The organism is Metapseudomonas boanensis (assembly GCF_018704125.1).
GTDB classification, from domain to species: domain Bacteria; phylum Pseudomonadota; class Gammaproteobacteria; order Pseudomonadales; family Pseudomonadaceae; genus Metapseudomonas; species Metapseudomonas boanensis.
Map to the genome: position 1 here is coordinate 219183 of NZ_JAGTIS010000003.1, position 19525 is coordinate 238707.

Sequence of the window (19525 nt, forward strand, 5' to 3'; positions counted from 1 at the left end):
ATGGGCTATCGCCTCTCGAAGATCTACACCCGCACAGGTGACAAAGGCGAAACAGGCCTGTCCAGCGGCCGTCGCGTTCCCAAGGACCATCCTCGCATCGAAGCCATCGGTGAAATCGACACGCTGAACAGTCAACTCGGCCTGCTCATTGCCGAACTGGTCGAGCAACAGGCAGCCCGCCCAGGCCTGAGCGAGCTGATCGACGTCCTCACACCCTGCCAGCACCGCCTCTTCGATCTGGGTGGCGAACTGGCCATGCCGGAATACCAGGCTTTGGAAGCTGCTGAAGTCGCACGCCTGGAAGCCGCCATCGACCAATGGAACGACGAACTCGGCCCGCTGGAGAACTTCATCCTGCCGGGAGGCTCACGGCTGATCGCCCAGGCCCACATATGCCGCAGCTTCGCCCGCAGCGCCGAGCGCCGCGTGCAGCACTTGAATGCCGAGGAGCCGCTGCGCGAAATCGTCCTGGCCTATCTCAACCGCCTTTCCGACCTCTTATTCGTGGCCGCACGGCTGATCGGCCGACGGCAGAGCGTCAATGAGGTGCTCTGGCAGGCAGCGCCCAAGGCTTAAGCCAGCCCCCCGGTGGTTGGGCTCGCGATCTCGATGAAGGGCACAACACCTGTGGAGGCGAATTTGTCCGCTAAGCAGACCGGAGATCTTCCCTTCAGGCCCAAGCAAACTTCCAACATCCCCCCCTTTTCCCTCTCCCAGCGGGAAAGCGAACGGTCAGGCACGGGCTGCCGCAACCGCTCTCTTTGCGAGTTGGTTCTCGAAATGGACTGGTCAACGATTCTCTGGCCAGAATGCACGAATACCAGCGACGCCTTGGGCGCCGGCCAGCCAGGCGCGCTCAAGGTCTCGAGGACCTACGCCACCGAGCAGGAAAGCCGGCTGGTTGAAACTCCTCAGCAACTCAGTTGCAGCCTGCCACCCCAGCGGCTCCGCCTCGGGGTGAGTGTGAGTGGCCTGCAATGGCGAAAGAGTGACGAAGTCCACGCCCATGGCAGCAGCCAGGTGCAGCTCTTCTGCGCTGTGGCAGGACGCTGCGAGCCAGCGCTCGCTGGGAAACGGACGACCATTGGGCGAGTACTTGTGCAGCTGCTCGGCAGTCAGGTGCCAGCCGGCGGCAGGGAAATCCCCCAGCCATTCCAGCGGGCCCTTCAACATCAGCTGTGCGCGGCCGGCACAAAGGCCCTGTACATCCACGGCCAAGTCCCGATACTGCGCATCGAACATGCGTGGAGCACGCAACTGGACCAGGCGGATGCCCGAAGCCAGGGCCATTTTCAAACCCGACAACAGAGCCTGGGGCTCTAGATCGTCCGGCGTAATCAGGTAACGCTCCGGCAAGCGAGCTGCCGCCAAGATTGGCCTGTTGGCCGCCGGAAATTCGTAGTCGCCCAGCTGGCGCGCGGAAACCCAAGCCAGCGGCTGCCCTTCCGCGCCATGAGGCTCGCCAGTGAAGTCCGAGACCTCCCAGACATCCAGCAAAACCTGCTTGTCCGGGTAATCGTGGTGGACTTGGATCAGCGGGCGTGCGGCAGTCACACATATCCCCAACTCTTCCTTCAGCTCACGGGCAAGAGCAACCTGAACGGCCTCCCCTTCCTCCACCTTGCCCCCCGGGAACTCCCAGAGTCCCCCCTGGTGCTTTTCGTCCGGACGCTTGGCAATCAGCACCCGGCCGTCGACACCACGGATGACCGCAGCTGCCACATGCACGCGTTTCATTCGATGATCTCCGTTTCTTGCAGTGCGGCCTGGTACCAACGCTGGAAGGCAGGCCACTGATAGATGGTTTCGACATAGGCTTCCGCGTCAGCCGGCAAGGCCACTGCATAACTACGCAAACGGCCCGCTACTGGTGCGTAGAAAGCATCGGCGATACTCGCGTGGCCAAACAGGAACGGGCCGTCCTGCCCGAAGCGGGTACGGCATTCCGACCAGATCGCACAGATGCGGCGAATATCTTCGACCACCTCAGCGGGTACTTCGGACAGTGGCTGGTTACGCCGCAAGTCCATCGGCAAATGACTGCGCAAGGCGCTGAAGCCACTATGCATTTCCGCGCAGGCAGAACGCGCAAAAGCCCTGGCGGCTTCTCCACGCGGCCAGAGATGCGCCTCAGGGAAGGTTTCGGCGAGGTACTCGGCAATCGCCAGAGAGTCCCAGATGGTACCGTCGTCGCATTTGAGGACGGGCACCTTGCCAGTGGGCGAATGGCTCAGCAGGCAATGGCGGCTGTCCGGACGATACAGCGGCACCAGGACCTCTTCGTACTCCGCTTCGGTCATCTGGAGGGCCAACCAGGCGCGCAGGGACCAGGATGAGTAGTTCTTGTTGCCGATTACCAGTGTCAGGGGCATTGGGCCCTCCCAGGATCCATCGAGTTAGTCGGTGTGTCGCAGGATCATGGAAGGTGACGGGCCCCGTGGCAAATTCCCGTTTTTCATCCAGGGATGAAAAACGGGAATGCCGGTTTACGAGCGGTATTCGGCGTTGATCTTCACGTACTCATGGGAGAGGTCGGTCGTCCAGATGGTCTCACTGCAGTCGCCACGCCCCAACTCGATGTGGATGGTGATTTCCTCTCGGGCCATCACCGCCGCCCCCTGCTCCTCGGTGTAGGTAGCGGCCCGGCCACCCTGGCTGGCGATGCACACTTCGCCAAGGAACACGTCGATCTTGCTCACGTCCAGGTTCGGCACGCCAGCGTAGCCCACAGCGGCGAGAATGCGGCCCCAGTTCGGGTCAGACGCGAACAGGGCGGTCTTGATCAGCGGTGAGTGCGCCACGGCATAGGCAACGTCCAGGCACTCCTGGTGGTTGGCACCGCCGTTGACCTGCACAGTCACGAACTTGGTGGCACCTTCGCCATCACGCACGATGGCCTGGGCGACCTCCATGAACACCTCGAACACCGCCTGCTTGAGCTTTGCGAACAACTCACCGCTGGCGGCAGTGATTTCCGGTAGGGCAGCCTGGCCGGTGGCGATCAGCATGCAGCAGTCGTTGGTGGAGGTATCGCCGTCGATGGTGATGCGATTGAAGGACTTGTTGGCCGCGTCACGCACCAGGACCTGCAGCACATCGCGCGCCACCTTGGCGTCGGTGGCAATGTAGCCGAGCATGGTGGCCATATTCGGGCGGATCATCCCGGCACCCTTGCTGATGCCGGTAACGGTGATGGTCACCCCGTCGTGCTGGAACTGGCGGCTGGCGCCCTTAGGCTGGGTGTCGGTGGTCATGATGCCCTCGGCGGCCTGCGCCCAGTTGTCCACCTTGAGGTCGGCCAGCGCCGCCGACAGCGCTGCCTCGATCTTCTCGACAGGCAGCGGCTCACCAATCACCCCGGTGGAGAATGGCAGCACCGCACTGTCGGCAATCCCAGCCAGCTCCGCCAGCTTGGCGCAGGCGCGGCGGGCGCGAACCAGGCCGTCTGGGCCTGTTCCGGCATTGGCATTGCCGGTGTTGGTCAGAAGGTAACGCACCTCACCAGCCAGGCGTTCACGGGTGACCAGCACCGGCGCGGCACAGAAGGCGTTGGTGGTGGTCACGCCGGCGATGGTGGAGCCCTCAGCGCAACGCATCACGACCACATCCTTGCGCCCCGGGCGCTTGATGCCAGCAGAAGCAATGCCAAGTTCGAAACCGGGTACCGGGTGCAGGGTAGGCAGAGGGCCAAGACCAACAGCCATGAGAAGCGCTCCTATTGAGGTCATCGGAGGAGCCGGTGCGATGGCGCAGCGGCTACCAGTGTCAGGAAAAACGCCGCGAGCGGCTGGGCCGGTCGCGGCGTGGAGTATTACAGCAGTGCCTTAGCTGATCTGGCCGTGGCAGTGCTTGTATTTCTTGCCCGAGCCGCAGGGGCAGGGTTCATTGCGTCCCACCTTGGGCTCACTGCGCACCGGCGCAGCAGCGACCGCCACATCACCGTCTTCTTCTGCATGCGCAGGCTCCTCCAGCCCAGGGGCTGCGGCGTGCTGGAACTGCATGCGACGGGCAAGTTCTTCGGCCTCGCGACGCAGACGCGCCTCCTCCTCGACCGGATCCTCGCGGCGTACCTGGACGTGGGACAGGACGCGGATGGTGTCGCGCTTGATGGAATCGAGCAGATCCTGGAACAGGGTGAAGGACTCGCGCTTGTACTCCTGCTTCGGGTTCTTCTGCGCATAGCCACGCAGGTGAATGCCATGACGCAGGTGATCCATGGTGGACAGGTGGTCCTTCCACAGGTCGTCGAGTACACGCAGCAGCATCTGCTTCTCGAAGGCACGCAAGGCTTCGGCCCCCGCCAGCTCTTCCTTCTCGTTGTAGGCAGCCAGCAGTTGCTCGAGGATCTTGGCTCGCAAGGTTTCCTCGTACAGCTTGTCGTCTTCGTCCAGCCACTGCTGAATCGGCAGACGCAGGCCGAAATCGCTGGCAAGTGCAGCTTCCAGGCCGGCCACGTCCCACTGTTCAGGCATGGATTGCGGCGGGATGTGCGAGTCAATGGTGCTGTTCAGCACTTCCTCGCGGAACTCGGCAATGGTGTCGCCGATGTCGTCGGAGGCCAGTAGGCTGTTACGCATGTGATAGATCACTTTGCGCTGTTCGTTGGCGACGTCGTCGTATTCGAGAAGCTGCTTACGAATATCGAAGTTGCGCCCTTCGACCTTGCGCTGGGCCTTCTCGATGGCGTTGGTCACCATGCGATGCTCGATAGCTTCACCAGGCTGCATGCCCAGCGCCTTCATGAAGTTCTTCACCCGGTCGGAGGCGAAGATACGCATCAGGTTGTCTTCCAGCGACAGGTAGAAACGGCTGGAGCCCGGGTCACCCTGGCGACCTGCACGACCACGCAACTGGTTGTCGATACGACGGGACTCGTGACGCTCGGAAGCAACCACATGCAGGCCGCCGGCCTCGATCACTTGCTGGTGGCGCTTCTGCCACTCCGCCTTGATCTGGGCAACCTGTTCATCTGTCGGAGCTTCCAGGGCCGCGACTTCTGCTTCCCAGTTACCACCCAGGAGAATGTCGGTACCACGACCCGCCATGTTGGTAGCGATGGTCACGTGGCCCGGGCGTCCCGCCTGAGCAATGATCTCGGCTTCTTTCTCGTGGTACTTCGCGTTGAGCACCTTGTGCTCGATACCGGCCTTGATCAGCAGTTGCGAGACGTACTCGGAGCTCTCGATCGAGGCGGTACCCACCAGCACGGGACGACCGCTGGCCTGGCATTCCTTGATATCGGCAATGATCGCGGCGAACTTCTCTTCCTGGGTCAGGTAGACCAAATCGTTGAAGTCTTTACGTGCGACCGGACGGTGAGTCGGGATGACTACCACGTCCAGACCGTAAATCTGGCGGAACTCGAAGGCTTCGGTATCGGCGGTGCCGGTCATGCCCGAAAGCTTCTTGTAGAGACGGAAGTAGTTCTGGAAAGTCGTCGAAGCCAGCGTCTGGCTCTCGGCCTGGATCGGCAGATGTTCCTTGGCTTCGATCGCCTGGTGCAGGCCTTCAGACAAGCGGCGACCCGGCATGGTACGGCCGGTGTGCTCGTCGATCAGCAGGACCTGCTCGTTCTGCACGATGTATTCCACGTTACGGTGGAACAGGGTGTGAGCTCGCAGCGCAGCGTAGACGTGAGTCAGCAGGCTCAGGTTGTGCGCGGAATAAAGGCTCTCGCCCTCGGCCAGCAGGCCGGCCTGGGTGAGCATGTCCTCAATGAACTGGTGGCCCAGTTCGTTCAACTCGACCTGGCGGGTCTTCTCGTCGACCGAGTAATGACCTTCCTGGGTGACCTTGCCCTCCTCTTCCTCGATGTGCTGCTTGAGGCGCGGGATGAGCAGGTTGATCTGGGTGTAGAGCTTGGAGCTGTCTTCCGCCTGGCCGGAGATGATCAGCGGGGTGCGGGCTTCGTCGATGAGAATCGAGTCGACTTCGTCGATGACCGCAAAGTTCAGCTCGCGCTGGAACTTGTCCTCCAGGCTGAAGGCCATGTTGTCACGCAGGTAGTCGAAGCCGAACTCGTTGTTGGTACCGTAGGTGATGTCAGCAGCATACGCCGCGCGTTTTTCTTCCGGAGGCTGGAAGGGCGTGACCACGCCTACGCTGAGACCAAGGAATTCGTACAGAGGACGCATCCAGTTGGCATCGCGACGCGCCAGGTAGTCGTTGACGGTCACCACGTGCACCCCCTTGCCGGACAGTGCATTGAGGTAGACGGCCAGGGTTGCCACCAGGGTCTTGCCCTCACCGGTACGCATCTCGGCGATCTTGCCCTCGTGCAGGGTCATGCCGCCGATCAGCTGCACGTCGAAGTGGCGCATGCCCATGACACGCTTGCCCGCCTCACGGGCGACCGCAAAGGCCTCGGGGAGCAATTGGTCGAGCGTCTCGCCTTTTGCCAAACGCGCCTTGAACTCTTCGGTCTTGGCACGTAGCTGCTCATCGCTCAGGGCCACCATCCGCTCTTCGAACGCGTTGACGGCCTGGACAGCCTTGGCCATGCGCTTCACTTCGCGCTCGTTCTTGCTTCCAAAGAGTTTCTTCAACAATGGCGCAAACATATAGACAGGATCTTCCACACATTAGGATGGAGGGCGGCCTGGAGTCGCCCGTGCAGCCGTCATGGCTGCTTGCGAAGGGGGCATTCTACCCGGAATCGTTGGCGAGGAAAGCGGGGGGGTCCCCATAGTGTCCGAGGAGTGGCTTGACGTCGCCGTAGGACAGGTTCGTTTCGGACTGCGGCAACCCACCCAGGCGTCGAGAAACGCCACCAGGCCCTGCGGGCTCTGGGCGCAATGCCCAAGTCCCGCTTCTGCTAACATGACGACTCTTACTTTGATCAGGCCTCCTGCCATGTCCTTTCGCCCTTTGCCGGCCCGGTCACCCGCGGCCCTGCTACGCGAGGAAAAGCCGCTGCGGGCCCTGTTCACCGAGGCCCAGCGAATCGACCACCTGCAACAGTTGGTCGCCAGCCAACTGCAACCCGCCGCCCGCGAGCATTGTCACGTGGCCTCCTGGCGCGAAGGCCGTCTGCTGCTCATCGTGACCGATGGTCACTGGGCCACCCGCCTGCGCTACCAGCAGGCTCGCCTGCTACGACAACTGAAGGCATTCGAAGACTTTGCCGGCCTGTCAAAAATCATCTTCAAGGTGCAGCCGACTACTGGCGGTAGCGCCAAACCCGCTGCCGAGAGCAGGCTTTCCCCGACTGCGGCAGAGAGCCTCCAGGCGACCGCCGAGACGGTCAGCGACCCCCGTCTCAGGGCAGCCCTCGAGCGACTGGCTCGCCACGGCAAATCCCACGATTAGCCCCTCATAGCCGAGCAGTTGCTGAGGCCCGCCCGGTTTCCAGCAGAGTCGAAGCAGACTTAAAAAAAGGTTCATCGCGGAATCTGGGGGAGATGCAAGTTGACAGCCGGATAGCCGGTACTCTCTCTGTAGGAGCCAGCTTGCTGGCGAACATGCGCCATTCGCCAGCAAGCTGGCTCCTACAAGGTTTCGTGCGCCTTCGATGTGTCACTCCGCCCGACAAGTCCGCCAAGGAGGTGTTGCAGGCTGCTTTCCGGGGAAGGCGGGAAGCCGGCGCCAGACAGTCGATCCGCTCGGATACGCGTCCGCAGTACCGGCAGTCGACGCGACGCACCGGCAGTTGCAGCAGGACGCGCTGATCCTGCAGGTCACGATCCCGCACCTGGCGGATGTGCTGCTGCTCATGGATCAACAGGTTGGGTTTGGCACGCGGCTGCAAATCGGGAAGCGCTCGGTTTGCGGTTCAAGACTGATCAGCAGGGGGTCGTGAGTGGATTGGCGACAGGCGACGACCTCGTAGCCTGGCCAGAAAGCGGCAAGATCAATAGGATGCACGGTGGCAGCAAGGTGTGGGGGTTGGGATGTTTGGCGATTGCCAATCTGCCCGCTTCCCTGACTGTCAACTCGCTCTTCCCCAGATTCTGCGAAGAACCTAAAAAAAAAAGGCCACCGCAAGGGTGGCCTTCTGAAGTAAGGAAAGAGGGTATTGCTTAAACGGCTGCTACCGGCCGCATGTAGGAGATCGGTGCAGTCCTGGCATCCTCGAAGGTCACCACTTCCCACGCATCCTTTTGCTCGATGAGCTTGCGCAGCAGGCGATTGTTCAGCGCGTGCCCCGACTTGAAGCCGCGGAATTCGCCAATCAGGCTGTTGCCGAGCAGATAGAGGTCGCCGATGGCATCGAGGATCTTGTGTTTGACGAACTCGTCCTCATAACGGAGGCCGTCTTCGTTGAGCACTTGATTCTCATCGACCACGATCGCGTTTTCCACGCTGCCGCCGAGTGCCAGGTTCTGCGAACGCAGGAACTCGATATCACGCATGAACCCGAAAGTCCGTGCACGGCTGACTTCCTTGACGAAGGAAGTGCTGGAAAAGTCCACGCAGGCACTTTGGGTGCGATTGCGGAACACCGGATGATCGAAATCGATCTCGAAACTCACCTTGAAACCATCGAAGGGAACGAAGGTGGCGCGCTTGTCGCCCTCCTCTACCGTCACCTCTCGCAGGATACGGATGAACTTCTTGGCTGCCTCCTGCTCCTGCAGGCCAGCAGATTGAATCAGGAAGACAAAGGGACCTGCGCTGCCGTCCATGATCGGCACTTCCGACGCGGAGAGTTCGACGTAGGCGTTGTCGATGCCCAGGCCTGCCATGGCCGAAAGCAGATGCTCCACGGTGTCCACCTTGACCTCACCGTTGATCAGTGTGGTCGACATGGTGGTCTCACCGACATTTTCGGCACGCGCTGGGATGTCCACCACGGGTTCGAGGTCGGTACGGCGGAACACGATCCCGGTGTCCACAGGCGCAGGCTTGAGGGTCAGGTAGACCTTCTCCCCGGAATGCAGCCCTACGCCAGTGGCACGGATGATGTTCTTGAGAGTGCGTTGTCTGATCATGGCATTGGCCGCTTGTACGCAAGTTGCGAACTGTTTTCAACAATGGCCGGCGATAATAGCAGAACCGGCCTTTGCTGAACACCAATCACCTTCATACTCCTGATACAGTACATCAATCAGCCTGGCGTCGCAGGAATGCCGGAATGTCCAGATAGTCCAGGTCATCCTGCGTATTCAGCTTGGCTGCAGTGGCTGCACCGCCATGAGCTTGGTTACGCATCACGGTGGGGCGATCCAGGTCACGGTAGTTGACCGACGGTTGCTCCGGACGGGAGGCAATGGTGGCGCTCGCCGTGGCAGCTGGCTGCACGGTGTTGTCCACAACCTTGACCGGCTTTTCGATACGGGCGCCGAGACCAGTGGCGACAACGGTCACGTGCAGCTCATCGCGCATGTCCGGATCGATCACGGTACCGACCTTGACGGTGGCGTGCTCGGAAGCGAACTGCTCGATGATGTTACCCACATCGGAGTACTCACCCAGGGACAGGTCAGGACCTGCAGTAATGTTGACCAGGATGCCGCGAGCGCCCTGCAGGTTGACGTCATCCAGCAGCGGATTGCGGATAGCCGCTTCGGTCGCTTCACGGGCGCGATTCGGACCGCTGGCGCAGCCGGTACCCATCATGGCCATGCCCATTTCGCCCATCACCGTTTTAACGTCGGCAAAGTCGACGTTGATCATGCCCGGACGCTTGATGATGTCGGAAATGCCGCGTACAGCGCCCGCGAGGACATCGTCCGCCTTGGCGAAAGCGGACAGGAGGCTGGCGTCCTTACCCAGGATGGTCAGCAGTTTTTCGTTCGGGATCGTGATCAGCGAGTCGACGCTCTCGGCCAGCGAACGGATGCCCTCATCGGCAATCTGCATGCGCTTGCGACCTTCGAACGGGAACGGGCGAGTCACCACGGCAACGGTGAGAATGCCCATGTCCTTCGCCACCTCGGCAATCACCGGCGCAGCGCCGGTTCCGGTGCCACCGCCCATGCCAGTGGTGATGAAGACCATGTCGGCGCCTTGCAGCACTTCAGCGATGCGCTCACGGTCCTCGATCGCTGCCTGGCGACCGACTTCCGGGTTGGCGCCAGCGCCCAGGCCCTTTGTCACACCTGGGCCAAGTTGCAGGACGGTACGTGCTCCAATGTTCTTCAGCGCCTGAGCATCAGTGTTGGCGCAGATGAACTCGACGCCTTCGATGTTGCTCTTGGCCATATGGTTTACGGCGTTGCCACCACCGCCACCGACGCCGATAACTTTGATGACCGCTGTTTGCGGAACGTTATCTACGAGTTCGAACATATCCCCTCTCCTTTCCTTTTTAGTTTTATCGCCTACTGCGTACCGCGGTTAAAAATTGCCCTGGACCCAGCGTTTGAACCGTTCCAGTACAGGAGCCTTGGCTTCCTCGCCGTAGCCGAAGCTACCGCTGGAGACGGGCATGCCATCGGACTGCTTCTGCAGGCCATACAGCAGCAGGCCCACACCCGTCGAATAGATTGGATTTCGCACCACGTCAGCCAGCCCCTTGACGTTGTGCGGCAGACCGAGGCGCACTGGCATGTGGAAAATCTCTTCGGCCAGTTCCACCGCGCCTTCCATCTTGGCGGTGCCGCCAGTGAGGACGATGCCTGCAGGGATCAGGTCCTCGTAGCCACTGCGACGCAACTCGGCCTGGATCAAGGTGAACAGCTCGTCGTAGCGAGGCTCGACCACCTCGGCCAAGGCCTGGCGGGATAGCTCGCGTGGCGGCCGGTCCCCGACACTGGGCACCTTGATGGTCTCGCCAGCGCCGGCCAACTTGGCCAGTGCGCAGGCGTAACGGATCTTGATTTCCTCGGCGTACTGGGTAGGTGTACGCAGGGCCATGGCGATGTCGTTGGTGACCTGGTCGCCGGCAATCGGAATCACTGCGGTGTGACGGATCGCGCCCTCAGTGAAGATGGCGATATCCGTGGTGCCGCCACCGATGTCCACCAGGCAGACGCCCAACTCCTTCTCATCGTCGGTGAGCACCGAGTACGCCGATGCCAGCTGCTCGAGGATGATGTCATCCATCTCCAGACCACAGCGACGCACGCACTTCTCGATGTTCTGTGCGGCATTCACGGCACAGGTCACCACATGCACCTTGGCCTCCAGGCGCACGCCGGACATGCCCAGCGGCTCACGTACGCCCTCCTGGTTATCGATGACGTAGTCCTGCGCCAGGGTGTGCAGCACGCGCTGGTCAGCGGGAATAGCCACCGCCTGGGCAGCGTCCAGCACCCGATCGATATCGGCGCCACTGACCTCGCGGTCGCGGATTGCCACAATCCCGTGGGAGTTCAGGCTGCGGATGTGATTGCCGGCGATGCCGACAAAGGCCGAGTGAATTCGGCAGCCCGCCATCAGCTGAGCCTCTTCCACCGCACGCTGGATCGACTGCACAGTGGACTCGATATTGACCACCACGCCCTTCTTCAGGCCGCGTGATGGATGGGTACCAATACCGACGATCTCCAGTTTGCCGTCGGCCGCGATCTCGCCCACCAACGCGACCACCTTGGAGGTGCCGATGTCCAGGCCGACGATCATCTTGCCGCTCTGCACGCTTGCCATGGTTTTAACCTTCTCCTCAATTCACTGCACGGCGACCGTAGTCGCCGCAGGAGCCTCGACCGGCGCCCGCCATGCCACGGCCAGGCCGTTGGGGTAACGCAGGTCGACGCGCTCAATGTTCGCAATCTGGTCTTTCAACGTTTTCTCGTAGATCGAGATGAAACGACGCATCTTTTCCACCAGGTGATCCCGTCCCAGCAGGAGTTCAACCCCCTGGCCGGTCGAGAGGAACCAGCTGCCACGCTCGCGCAGCTCCAGCCGGGCAATGGAGAAGCCAAGCGGGCGCAGCATCTGGCTGAGCATCTGGTACTGCTGCATCACCTGCTCCTGGGCCCTTTGGGGTCCCCAGAGCTGCGGCAGTTGTTCGTAATGGGCTAACTCACGAGGTGTGAAAGCCTGGCCCTGGTTGTTCAACAAAGCCTCATCCCCCCAGCGGGCGACGGGCAACTGTTCTTCAAGACGGATACTGACCTGGTCTGGCCATACACGCCGAACTTCGGCATGGGCGATCCAGGGCATCTGTTCCAGCTCATGGCGCATTCCAGCCAGGTCGACGCTGAAAAAACTCGCAGAGATGTACGGCGCGATTCGCTGATGCACCGCCTGCTGGCTGATGTAGCTCAGGTCCCCCAGCACACTGACCTTGGCAATGGGCCTGTCCGCATAGGGCAGTAGACGCTGTGCCGCCTCATAGGCACCTACGCCCAGCACCAGCAACAGCACCGGCCAGAGCAGGCGCCGGAGCGAAGCGAAGCCAGGTTTTGGCAAGCGTGCCTTCAACGGCTCCTTGGCCACCATCCGGCTGGCACCACGCGGCACCGGCTTGCGCGCAGGCGCGCGGCCGATAACGGGTTCCTGACGACGGAGAGTGGCAGTTCTCATGGGTTTCAGCCTCTTGCCTCAACGCTGTCGGCGAGGATCGCCAGCACCAACTGCTGGTAATCCAGGCCCGCAGCGCGAGCTGCCATGGGGACCAGGCTGTGATCAGTCATGCCTGGCGCGGTGTTCACTTCCAGGAGCCAGAATTGCCCGTCTGCATCCTGCATCACGTCGGCGCGCGCCCAGCCTTGGATGCCCAGGGTTTCGCAAGCGCGCGCAGTCAGGTTCCTGAGTTCCTCTTCCTTTTCGACATCAAGGCCGCAGGGAATCTGGTAACGGGTATCACTGGCCAGATACTTGGCGTCGTAGTCGTAGAAGGTGTGCGGAGTACCCAGGCGGATCGGCGGCAGCACTTGGCCACGAAGCACCGCCACGGTGAACTCTGGCCCCTGGATCCACTGCTCCACCAATACCTGTGGGTCATAGACCGCGGCGCTACGCCAGGCCTCGATCAACGCATCGACGTTGTCCACCTTGGCCATGCCAATGCTCGAGCCTTCGTGGGCCGGCTTGACGATCAGCGGAAAGCCAAGCTCCTCGGCTGCGCCACGGCAGTCAGCCTCACTGGCCAGTACCGCATGGCGCGGTGTCGGCAAGCCCAGGCTCAGCCACAGTTGCTTGGTACGCAGCTTGTCCATCGCCAGAGCAGAAGCCAGAATTCCGCTGCCGGTATAGGGAATGTCCAAGCACTCAAGCAGTCCTTGCATACTGCCATCTTCCCCGCCACGGCCATGCAGGATGATGAAGGCGCGATCAATCTTCTCAGCCTGCAGCCGCTGCAACAGGTCGTCGCCCACGTCGATACCGAATGCATCGACGCCCGCATCCAGCAGTGCCTGCAGAACCATGGTGCCGGACTTCAGCGACACCTCACGTTCAGCGCTCTTGCCGCCATAAAGCACAGCGACACGGCCAAATGCCTGTGGCTCAAGGTTAGATTTCAGCTGCGCACTCATTTCGCTTTCCTCTTGGCAGCATCGTCAGACTGGCCGCCAAACAACGGGTTCTGAATCAGTTGCGGTGCCAGCGCGCCGATATCGCCGGCGCCTTGGCATAGCAGGATGTCGCCAGGGCGGAGCAGCGGCTTGACCAGAGGTGCCAAGTCGACGCCACGCTCGATATAGATCGGATCAAGCTGACCGCGCTGACGAATGCTGTGGCACAACTGGCGGCTGTCCGCGCCAGGAATGGGCTCTTCGCCAGCTGGATACACTTCCATCAGCAGCAGCACGTTGGACTCGCCGAGCACCTGCACGAAATCATCGTAGAGATCGCGGGTACGGCTGTAACGGTGTGGCTGGTAAACCATGACCAGGCGACGCTCCGGCCAGCCACCGCGGACAGCCTTGATCACGGCCGCTACCTCGCGGGGGTGGTGGCCATAGTCGTCGACCAGCATCACGCTGCCGCCTTCGACCGGGAGTTCGCCGTAGACCTGGAAGCGGCGGCCGACGCCCTGAAAGCCGGAAAGACCCTGCAGGATCGCGTCATCGCTGATGCCTTCATCCGTGGCGATCGCAATGGTCGCCAACGAATTCAAGACGTTATGGTTGCCCGGCATGTTGACCGAAACGTCCAACGGCTCACGATCCTTGCGCAGGACCGTGAAGAATGTGCGCATGCCCTCCTGGCGGACATTGATGGCGCGGACGTCGGCATCCTCGGCAAAGCCGTAGGTCACGGTCGGACGGGCCACCTGGGGCAGAATCTCGCGAACCACCGGGTCGTCGACACAGAGCACGGCAAGCCCGTAAAACGGCAGGTTGTGCAGGAATTCGACGAAAGTCTTCTTCAACCGATTGAAGTCACCTTCGTAGGTGCTCATGTGGTCGGCGTCGATGTTGGTGACCACGGCGACCATCGGCTGCAGGTGCAGGAAGCTGGCATCGCTCTCGTCAGCTTCTGCCACCAGGTAGCGGCTGGTGCCGAGTTGGGCGTTGGTGCCGGCCGCGTTCAGGCGACCGCCGATGACGAACGTCGGGTCCAGGCCGCCAGCGGCGAAGACCGAAGCGATCAGGCTCGTGGTAGTGGTCTTGCCATGGGTGCCGGCAACAGCGATACCGTGGCGGTAGCGCATCAGCTCCGAGAGCATCTCTGCACGGGGCACGACCGGGATACGCCGCTCCAGCGCAACCGCCACTTCCGGGTTGGCCTTGTTCACCGCGCTGGACACGACCAGTACATCGGCATGCTCGGCATTTTCGGCACGATGGCCGATGAAGATCTGTGCACCGAAACTTTCCAGGCGCTCGGTCACAGCCGAAGCCTTGAGATCGGAGCCAGAGACCTGGTAACCCAGGTTGAGCAGCACCTCGGCGATCCCGCACATGCCCACGCCGCCGATCCCGACGAAATGGATACGGCGAATCCGGCGCATCTCCGGCTGCGGCATGGCTTTCTGGCTCTCAACCATGGGCCACCTCCAGGCAGATATCGACCACAGTGCGGGTAGCGGCCGGTTTGGCCAGTCGGCGCGCAGTAGCGCCCATTGCCTTGAGTTTTTCGGGGTGCATCAAAACCTCGGTCAGCTGAGCAGCCAGCGTGGCCGCGTCAGTGGAATGTTGCGGGAGTAGGACGGCCGCGCCCTCCTTCGCCAGATAATCGGCATTGCGCGACTGGTGGTCGTCGATCGCGTGGGGCAAAGGCACCAGGAACGACGGTAGGCCAGCTGCAGCCAGTTCGCTGACGGTCAAGGCGCCAGCTCGGCAAATGACCAGATCGGCCCATGCATAGGCACGCGCCATATCCTTGATGAAGGGTGCGACCTCCGCTTCGACAGCGGCATTGCGATAACGCTCCGCAGTAATATCGTTGTGCTTGCGACCAGCCTGGTGGAACACCTGCGGACGCAGCTCCGCAGACACCTTGGCCAGCGCCTCGGGCAGCAGTTTGTTGAGGGGCTCGGCTCCCAGGCTTCCGCCCAGCACCAGCAAGCGCGGCTTGCGCCCCGCCAGACTGTCGCGTGGTGTTTCCAGGAAGAGCTCTTCACGCACAGGGTTGCCGGTGGTGCGCCGTTTGCTGCTGGCCCCGAAGGTCTCCGGGAAAGCTTCGCAAACGCGGCTGGCAAGTGGAGCCAGGCTTCGATTGGCCGTGCCAGCCACGGCATTCTGCTCGTGGATGATCAATGGGACGCCCGCCAAGCGAGCAGCCAACCCACCGGGCCCGGTAACGTAGCCGCCCATGCCCAGCACGCAAACAGGGTTCAGGTCACGTACGACGCGGCGCGCCTGGAACAGCGATTTGATCAGCTCGAACGGTGCCTTGAGCAGGGACTTGATGCCCTTGCCACGCAGGCCACTGACGTTGATCAGATGCAGGGGCAACCCTGCCTGGGGCACCAATTCGTTCTCAATCCCCCGCGGTGTCCCCAGCCAATGGACCTGGTATCCGCGCGCCTGGAACTCACGGGCACAAGCCAATGCCGGGAACACGTGACCACCGGTGCCACCAGCCATGATCAGTACATTACCCCTCATGGACGCACCTCCTCGTCAGCGAAGTCGCTCTCGACGAACTCGACTTCTTCGCCGCCCAGTTGGGTACGCCGCTCCCACTCGATCCGCAGGAGCAGGCCAAGGCTGACGCAGCAGATCACCAGCGAACTGCCGCCGTAGCTGAGGAAGGGCAATGTCAGGCCTTTGGTCGGCAACAGGCCGACGTTCACCCCGATGTTGATCAGTACCTGGCCGATCCACAGGAAAGCCAGGCCGTAGGCCACGTAAGCGGAGAAGAACTGCTTGGCTTTCTCCGCCCAGAGACCGATGTAGAGCGCGCGCACGCTGACGAAGACGAACAGGCCGACGGTAACCAGCGCGCCGATCATGCCCAGTTCCTCGGCCAATACGGCGAATACGAAGTCGGTATGAGCCTCAGGCAGGTAGAACTGCTTCTGGATGCTATTGCCCAGACCGACACCAAACCATTCGCCGCGACCAAAGGCGATCAGCGCCTGACTCAGTTGGTAGCCGGCACCGTATTGGTCAGCCCAGGGATCTACGAAGTTGGTCAGGCGCTGCATGCGATAGCTCTGGCTGGTCATTACCAGCACACCGGCCGCCAGAACTGCAGCTGCCAAGGGAATGAAGCGCAGTAGGTTGATCCCGCCCAGGAACAACATGGCGATACAGGAGCCGACCAGCACCACGGTGGCCCCGAAGTCCGGCTCGGCTAGCAGAAGCACGGCGATCGGACCAAGCACCAGCATCGGCTTGATGAAGCCCGTGAGTTTTTCGCGGACCTCATCCTGACGGCGCACCAGATATCCGGCGATGAACATCACGGTGAACAGCTTGGCGAGCTCGGAAGGTTGCACGTTGAACATCCCGAAACCGATCCAGCGCTTGGCACCGTTTACCTCACGACCGATCCCCGGCAGGAGCACCAGGATCAGCAGGACGAAGGCCAACAGCATCAGCCGTGCGCCGTGACGCTGCCAGAAGGCCATGGGGACTTGTAGGGTCAACAGGCACGCACCTAGGCCGAGCGTCAGGTAAATCAAGTGGCGAATCATGTGATACAGCGGGTTGCCCGACAAGGCCGCCGCGACTTCCGACGAGGCCGACGTGATCATCACCAGCCCCAGGCCGAGCAGGGCCAGACTACCGGCCAGCAGCGGGAAGTCGATATCGATGCCGCGGCGGTTGCGCAGTGGCGACGGGGCGGCGAGCAGTCGGGCCAGCATCAGGCGAGCCCTTCCACGGTCTGGGCGAACAGACGCCCGCGCTCTTCGAAGTTCTTGAACATGTCGAGGCTGGCACAAGCCGGCGACAGCAGCACGGCATCACCGGCTTCGGCAAGCTCAGCGCTACGCTGGACGGCCTCCTCCAGGGTCTTCACTCGTACCAGCGGCACAGAGTCGTCCAGCGTCGCGGCAATCAGTTCGGCATCGCGCCCGAGCAGCACCACGGCTCGGCAGTAGCGTTCAATCGGTGCACGTAGACCAGAGAAATCGGCACCTTTACCGTCACCGCCCGCGATCAGAACCAGTTTGCCGTCAATATCCGCCCCAAGACCTTCGACGGCCGCCAGCGCGGCGCCGACGTTGGTGGCCTTGGAGTCGTCGTAGTAGGAAACGCCTTTACGCTCGCGCACCCACTGGCAGCGATGAGCGAGGCCCGCGAATGTGCGCAGGGTTTCCAGCATCGGCTCGAATGGCAGTCCCACGGCATGCCCCAAGGCCAATGCCGCCAAGGCATTCGACTGGTTGTGGGCACCACGGATCTTCAGTTCACGCACCGGCATCAGCGCATTGAACTGGAAAGCCAGGTACTTTTCGCCGTCCTCCTCAATCACACCAAAACCCTTGAAGTCCGGCTTGTTCAGGCCAAAGGTCCAGCACGGCAGCTGGTCGGCAACCAAGGGACGCGACAATGCGTCCGCGCGGTTCACCACCACCTGGCGAGCACCGCGGAAGATACGGTGTTTGGCGAGGTGATAGGCCTGCATGTCAGCGTAGCGATCCATGTGGTCTTCGCTGACGTTGAGGACAGTAGCGACCTCGGCGTCCAGACGATCCGTGGTCTCCAACTGGAAGCTGGAGAGCTCCAGCACGTAGAGCTCGACCGCATCATCCAGCAGATCCAGCGCTGGGGTACCAAGATTGCCCCCTACCGCCACCTTGCGCCCTGCCGCACGGGCCATGTCGCCTACTAGCGTGGTAACCGTGCTCTTGGCGTTGGAGCCCGTAATCGCGACGATGGGCGCCTTGGCGTGTCGAGCGAACAGTTCGATGTCGCCAGAGAGCTTCACCCCGCGCCGAGCGGCCTCTTGCAGGGCCGGCGTGGCAACCGCCAACCCTGGACTGACATAGAGCTCGTTGGCGCGGCAGAGGAAATCGACGTCCAGCGCACCGCAGCGAACCTCCACCTGCGGGAATTGGCTTTGCAACGTGGCCAGTTCCGGCGGGTTCGCACGAGTATCGGCTACGGCAAACGACACGCCCTGACGCGCCAGGAAGCGCACCAGGGACATGCCGCTCTTGCCGAGGCCGACAACGATGCGGAACTGGTCGGAAGCGATCAAAGTCACGCGCAATTACCTCAGTTTCAGGGTGGCCAGGCCGATCAGCACCAGGATCACCGTAATGATCCAGAAGCGCACGATGACGCGGGGCTCGGGCCAGCCTTTCAGTTCAAAGTGGTGATGAATAGGGGCCATGCGGAATACGCGACGACCGGTCAGTTTGAAGGAAGCCACCTGGATCATTACCGAGAGGGTTTCCATCACGAAGACGCCGCCCATGATGAACAGCACCACTTCCTGGCGCACAATCACGGCGATGGTTCCCAGCGCGGCGCCAAGGGCCAGCGCACCGACGTCCCCCATGAAGACCTGGGCCGGATACGTGTTAAACCAGAGGAAACCGAGACCCGCTCCCACCAGCGCGGCACAGAACACAATCAGCTCGCCCGCGCCCGGAACGTAGGGAATTAACAGGTAGTCGGCGAATTTGATGTTGCCCGACAGGTAGCAGAAGATCCCGAGCGCACCGCCGACCATGACGGTGGGCATGATTGCCAGGCCATCGAGGCCATCCGTCAGGTTCACCGCATTGCTGGAGCCGACGATGACGAAGTAGGTCAGCACCACGAAACCGATGCCCAAGGGAATTTCGATGTTCTTGATCAGCGGCAGGATAAGAGTGGTCTCGGCCGGCGTACTGGCAGTCATATAAAGGAAGGCTGCTGCCGCGATTCCAAAAACCGACTGCCAGAAATACTTCCAGCGGCTCGGGAGGCCGCGGGAGTTCTTCTCGATTACCTTGCGATAGTCATCGACCCAGCCGATGGCTCCGAACAGCAGCGTGACCGCCAACACCACCCACACATAGCGATTGGACAAGTCGGCCCAGAGCAGGGTGCTGATGGCGATGGCGGTAAGAATCAACGCGCCGCCCATGGTCGGAGTACCGGACTTGGAGAGGTGCGACTGCGGGCCGTCATTACGCACTGCCTGTCCGATCTGGCGGATCTGCAGGGTGCGAATCATCCAGGGACCGAGCCAGAGCGACAGCGACAGCGCCGTCAGGACGCCGAGAATCCCGCGCAGGGTCAGGTACTGGAATACTCCAAACCCTTTATAGAACTGTTGCAGGTACTCAGCGAGCAGCAGCAGCATG

General features: G+C 61.7%; 16 protein-coding genes and 1 pseudogene. 2 read left to right on the plus strand and 15 right to left on the minus strand.

Features of this window, described 5'->3' with window-relative positions; all coding sequences use genetic code 11:
* Positions 1-576, plus strand: coding sequence for a cob(I)yrinic acid a,c-diamide adenosyltransferase (locus J7302_RS08555; RefSeq protein ID WP_215372831.1), 576 nt, complete (start codon positions 1-3; stop codon positions 574-576).
* A 213-nt stretch (positions 577-789) separates the two neighbouring features.
* Here the strand turns inward: J7302_RS08555 and J7302_RS08560 are convergent, their stop codons facing one another.
* The 4 genes from J7302_RS08560 to secA all read right to left on the minus strand — a co-directional run bounded on the left by J7302_RS08560 (position 790) and on the right by secA (position 6560).
* Entirely contained in the window at positions 790-1737 is a 948-nt protein-coding gene (locus J7302_RS08560; protein ID WP_215372832.1) for a Nudix family hydrolase, read from the minus strand.
* Positions 1734-2372: a glutathione S-transferase family protein gene (locus tag J7302_RS08565; RefSeq protein WP_215372833.1), complete on the minus strand. Its 639-nt coding sequence runs from the start codon at positions 2370-2372 to the stop codon at positions 1734-1736. The genes J7302_RS08560 and J7302_RS08565 overlap by 4 nt, the downstream gene beginning before the upstream one ends.
* Before the next feature lie 114 nt (positions 2373-2486).
* Complete coding sequence (gene argJ, locus J7302_RS08570) at positions 2487-3704, minus strand: bifunctional glutamate N-acetyltransferase/amino-acid acetyltransferase ArgJ (protein ID WP_215372834.1); 1218 nt, start codon at positions 3702-3704, stop codon at positions 2487-2489.
* A 120-nt stretch (positions 3705-3824) separates the two neighbouring features.
* Positions 3825-6560: a preprotein translocase subunit SecA gene (gene secA / locus J7302_RS08575; RefSeq protein WP_215372835.1), complete on the minus strand. Its 2736-nt coding sequence runs from the start codon at positions 6558-6560 to the stop codon at positions 3825-3827.
* 292 nt (positions 6561-6852) lie between these two features.
* On the opposite strand from secA, the gene J7302_RS08580 reads away from it, so the two are divergent.
* A complete protein-coding gene (locus J7302_RS08580) occupies positions 6853-7308 on the plus strand; it encodes a DUF721 domain-containing protein (protein WP_215372836.1) in 456 nt (151 codons plus the stop codon).
* A 250-nt stretch (positions 7309-7558) separates the two neighbouring features.
* Here J7302_RS08580 and J7302_RS27115 read toward each other — a convergent pair.
* The 11 genes and pseudogenes from J7302_RS27115 to mraY all read right to left on the minus strand — a co-directional run.
* Positions 7559-7863, minus strand: a pseudogene (locus tag J7302_RS27115) (ISL3 family transposase); the annotation flags it as partial.
* A gap of 155 nt (positions 7864-8018) precedes the next feature.
* Positions 8019-8930 carry a UDP-3-O-acyl-N-acetylglucosamine deacetylase gene (gene lpxC / locus J7302_RS08585; protein WP_215372837.1) on the minus strand — a complete coding sequence of 304 codons (912 nt, stop codon included), beginning with the start codon at positions 8928-8930 and terminating at the stop codon, positions 8019-8021.
* Positions 8931-9042: 112 nt separating this feature from the next.
* On the minus strand, positions 9043-10230 hold the full coding sequence (ftsZ, locus tag J7302_RS08590; RefSeq protein ID WP_215372838.1) for a cell division protein FtsZ: 1188 nt from the start codon (positions 10228-10230) through the stop codon (positions 9043-9045).
* Positions 10231-10278: 48 nt separating this feature from the next.
* Entirely contained in the window at positions 10279-11529 is a 1251-nt protein-coding gene (gene ftsA, locus J7302_RS08595; RefSeq protein ID WP_215372839.1) for a cell division protein FtsA, read from the minus strand.
* A gap of 21 nt (positions 11530-11550) precedes the next feature.
* On the minus strand, positions 11551-12411 hold the full coding sequence (locus J7302_RS08600; RefSeq protein WP_215372840.1) for a cell division protein FtsQ/DivIB: 861 nt from the start codon (positions 12409-12411) through the stop codon (positions 11551-11553).
* A gap of 5 nt (positions 12412-12416) precedes the next feature.
* Positions 12417-13364, minus strand: coding sequence for a D-alanine--D-alanine ligase (locus J7302_RS08605; protein WP_215372841.1), 948 nt, complete (start codon positions 13362-13364; stop codon positions 12417-12419).
* Entirely contained in the window at positions 13361-14821 is a 1461-nt protein-coding gene (gene murC / locus J7302_RS08610; RefSeq protein ID WP_215372842.1) for a UDP-N-acetylmuramate--L-alanine ligase, read from the minus strand. Before murC ends, J7302_RS08605 begins: the two co-directional genes overlap by 4 nt.
* Entirely contained in the window at positions 14814-15884 is a 1071-nt protein-coding gene (murG, locus tag J7302_RS08615) for an undecaprenyldiphospho-muramoylpentapeptide beta-N-acetylglucosaminyltransferase (protein WP_215372843.1), read from the minus strand. The genes murC and murG overlap by 8 nt, the downstream gene beginning before the upstream one ends.
* Positions 15881-17089, minus strand: a complete 1209-nt coding sequence (gene ftsW, locus J7302_RS08620; protein ID WP_215372844.1) for a putative lipid II flippase FtsW — start codon at positions 17087-17089, stop codon at positions 15881-15883. Before ftsW ends, murG begins: the two co-directional genes overlap by 4 nt.
* Complete coding sequence (gene murD / locus J7302_RS08625) at positions 17089-18435, minus strand: UDP-N-acetylmuramoyl-L-alanine--D-glutamate ligase (protein WP_215372845.1); 1347 nt, start codon at positions 18433-18435, stop codon at positions 17089-17091. Before murD ends, ftsW begins: the two co-directional genes overlap by 1 nt.
* Positions 18436-18441: 6 nt before the next feature.
* Entirely contained in the window at positions 18442-19524 is a 1083-nt protein-coding gene (mraY, locus tag J7302_RS08630; protein ID WP_215372846.1) for a phospho-N-acetylmuramoyl-pentapeptide-transferase, read from the minus strand.
* Between the last annotated feature and the right edge of the window lies 1 nt (position 19525).

Excerpts from the sequence above, each read along its gene's own strand:
- J7302_RS08555 (WP_215372831.1), top strand. The coding sequence starts at position 1 with ATGGGCTATCGCCTCTCGAAGATCTACACCCGCACAGGTGACAAAGGC.
- J7302_RS08560 (WP_215372832.1), bottom strand. The coding sequence starts at position 1,737 with ATGAAACGCGTGCATGTGGCAGCTGCGGTCATCCGTGGTGTCGACGGC.
- J7302_RS08565 (WP_215372833.1), bottom strand. The coding sequence starts at position 2,372 with ATGCCCCTGACACTGGTAATCGGCAACAAGAACTACTCATCCTGGTCC.
- argJ (WP_215372834.1), bottom strand. The coding sequence starts at position 3,704 with ATGGCTGTTGGTCTTGGCCCTCTGCCTACCCTGCACCCGGTACCCGGT.
- secA (WP_215372835.1), bottom strand. The coding sequence starts at position 6,560 with ATGTTTGCGCCATTGTTGAAGAAACTCTTTGGAAGCAAGAACGAGCGC.
- J7302_RS08580 (WP_215372836.1), top strand. The coding sequence starts at position 6,853 with ATGTCCTTTCGCCCTTTGCCGGCCCGGTCACCCGCGGCCCTGCTACGC.
- lpxC (WP_215372837.1), bottom strand. The coding sequence starts at position 8,930 with ATGATCAGACAACGCACTCTCAAGAACATCATCCGTGCCACTGGCGTA.
- ftsZ (WP_215372838.1), bottom strand. The coding sequence starts at position 10,230 with ATGTTCGAACTCGTAGATAACGTTCCGCAAACAGCGGTCATCAAAGTT.
- ftsA (WP_215372839.1), bottom strand. The coding sequence starts at position 11,529 with ATGGCAAGCGTGCAGAGCGGCAAGATGATCGTCGGCCTGGACATCGGC.
- J7302_RS08600 (WP_215372840.1), bottom strand. The coding sequence starts at position 12,411 with ATGAGAACTGCCACTCTCCGTCGTCAGGAACCCGTTATCGGCCGCGCG.
- J7302_RS08605 (WP_215372841.1), bottom strand. The coding sequence starts at position 13,364 with ATGAGTGCGCAGCTGAAATCTAACCTTGAGCCACAGGCATTTGGCCGT.
- murC (WP_215372842.1), bottom strand. The coding sequence starts at position 14,821 with ATGGTTGAGAGCCAGAAAGCCATGCCGCAGCCGGAGATGCGCCGGATT.
- murG (WP_215372843.1), bottom strand. The coding sequence starts at position 15,884 with ATGAGGGGTAATGTACTGATCATGGCTGGTGGCACCGGTGGTCACGTG.
- ftsW (WP_215372844.1), bottom strand. The coding sequence starts at position 17,089 with ATGCTGGCCCGACTGCTCGCCGCCCCGTCGCCACTGCGCAACCGCCGC.
- mraY (WP_215372846.1), bottom strand. The coding sequence starts at position 19,524 with ATGCTGCTGCTGCTCGCTGAGTACCTGCAACAGTTCTATAAAGGGTTT.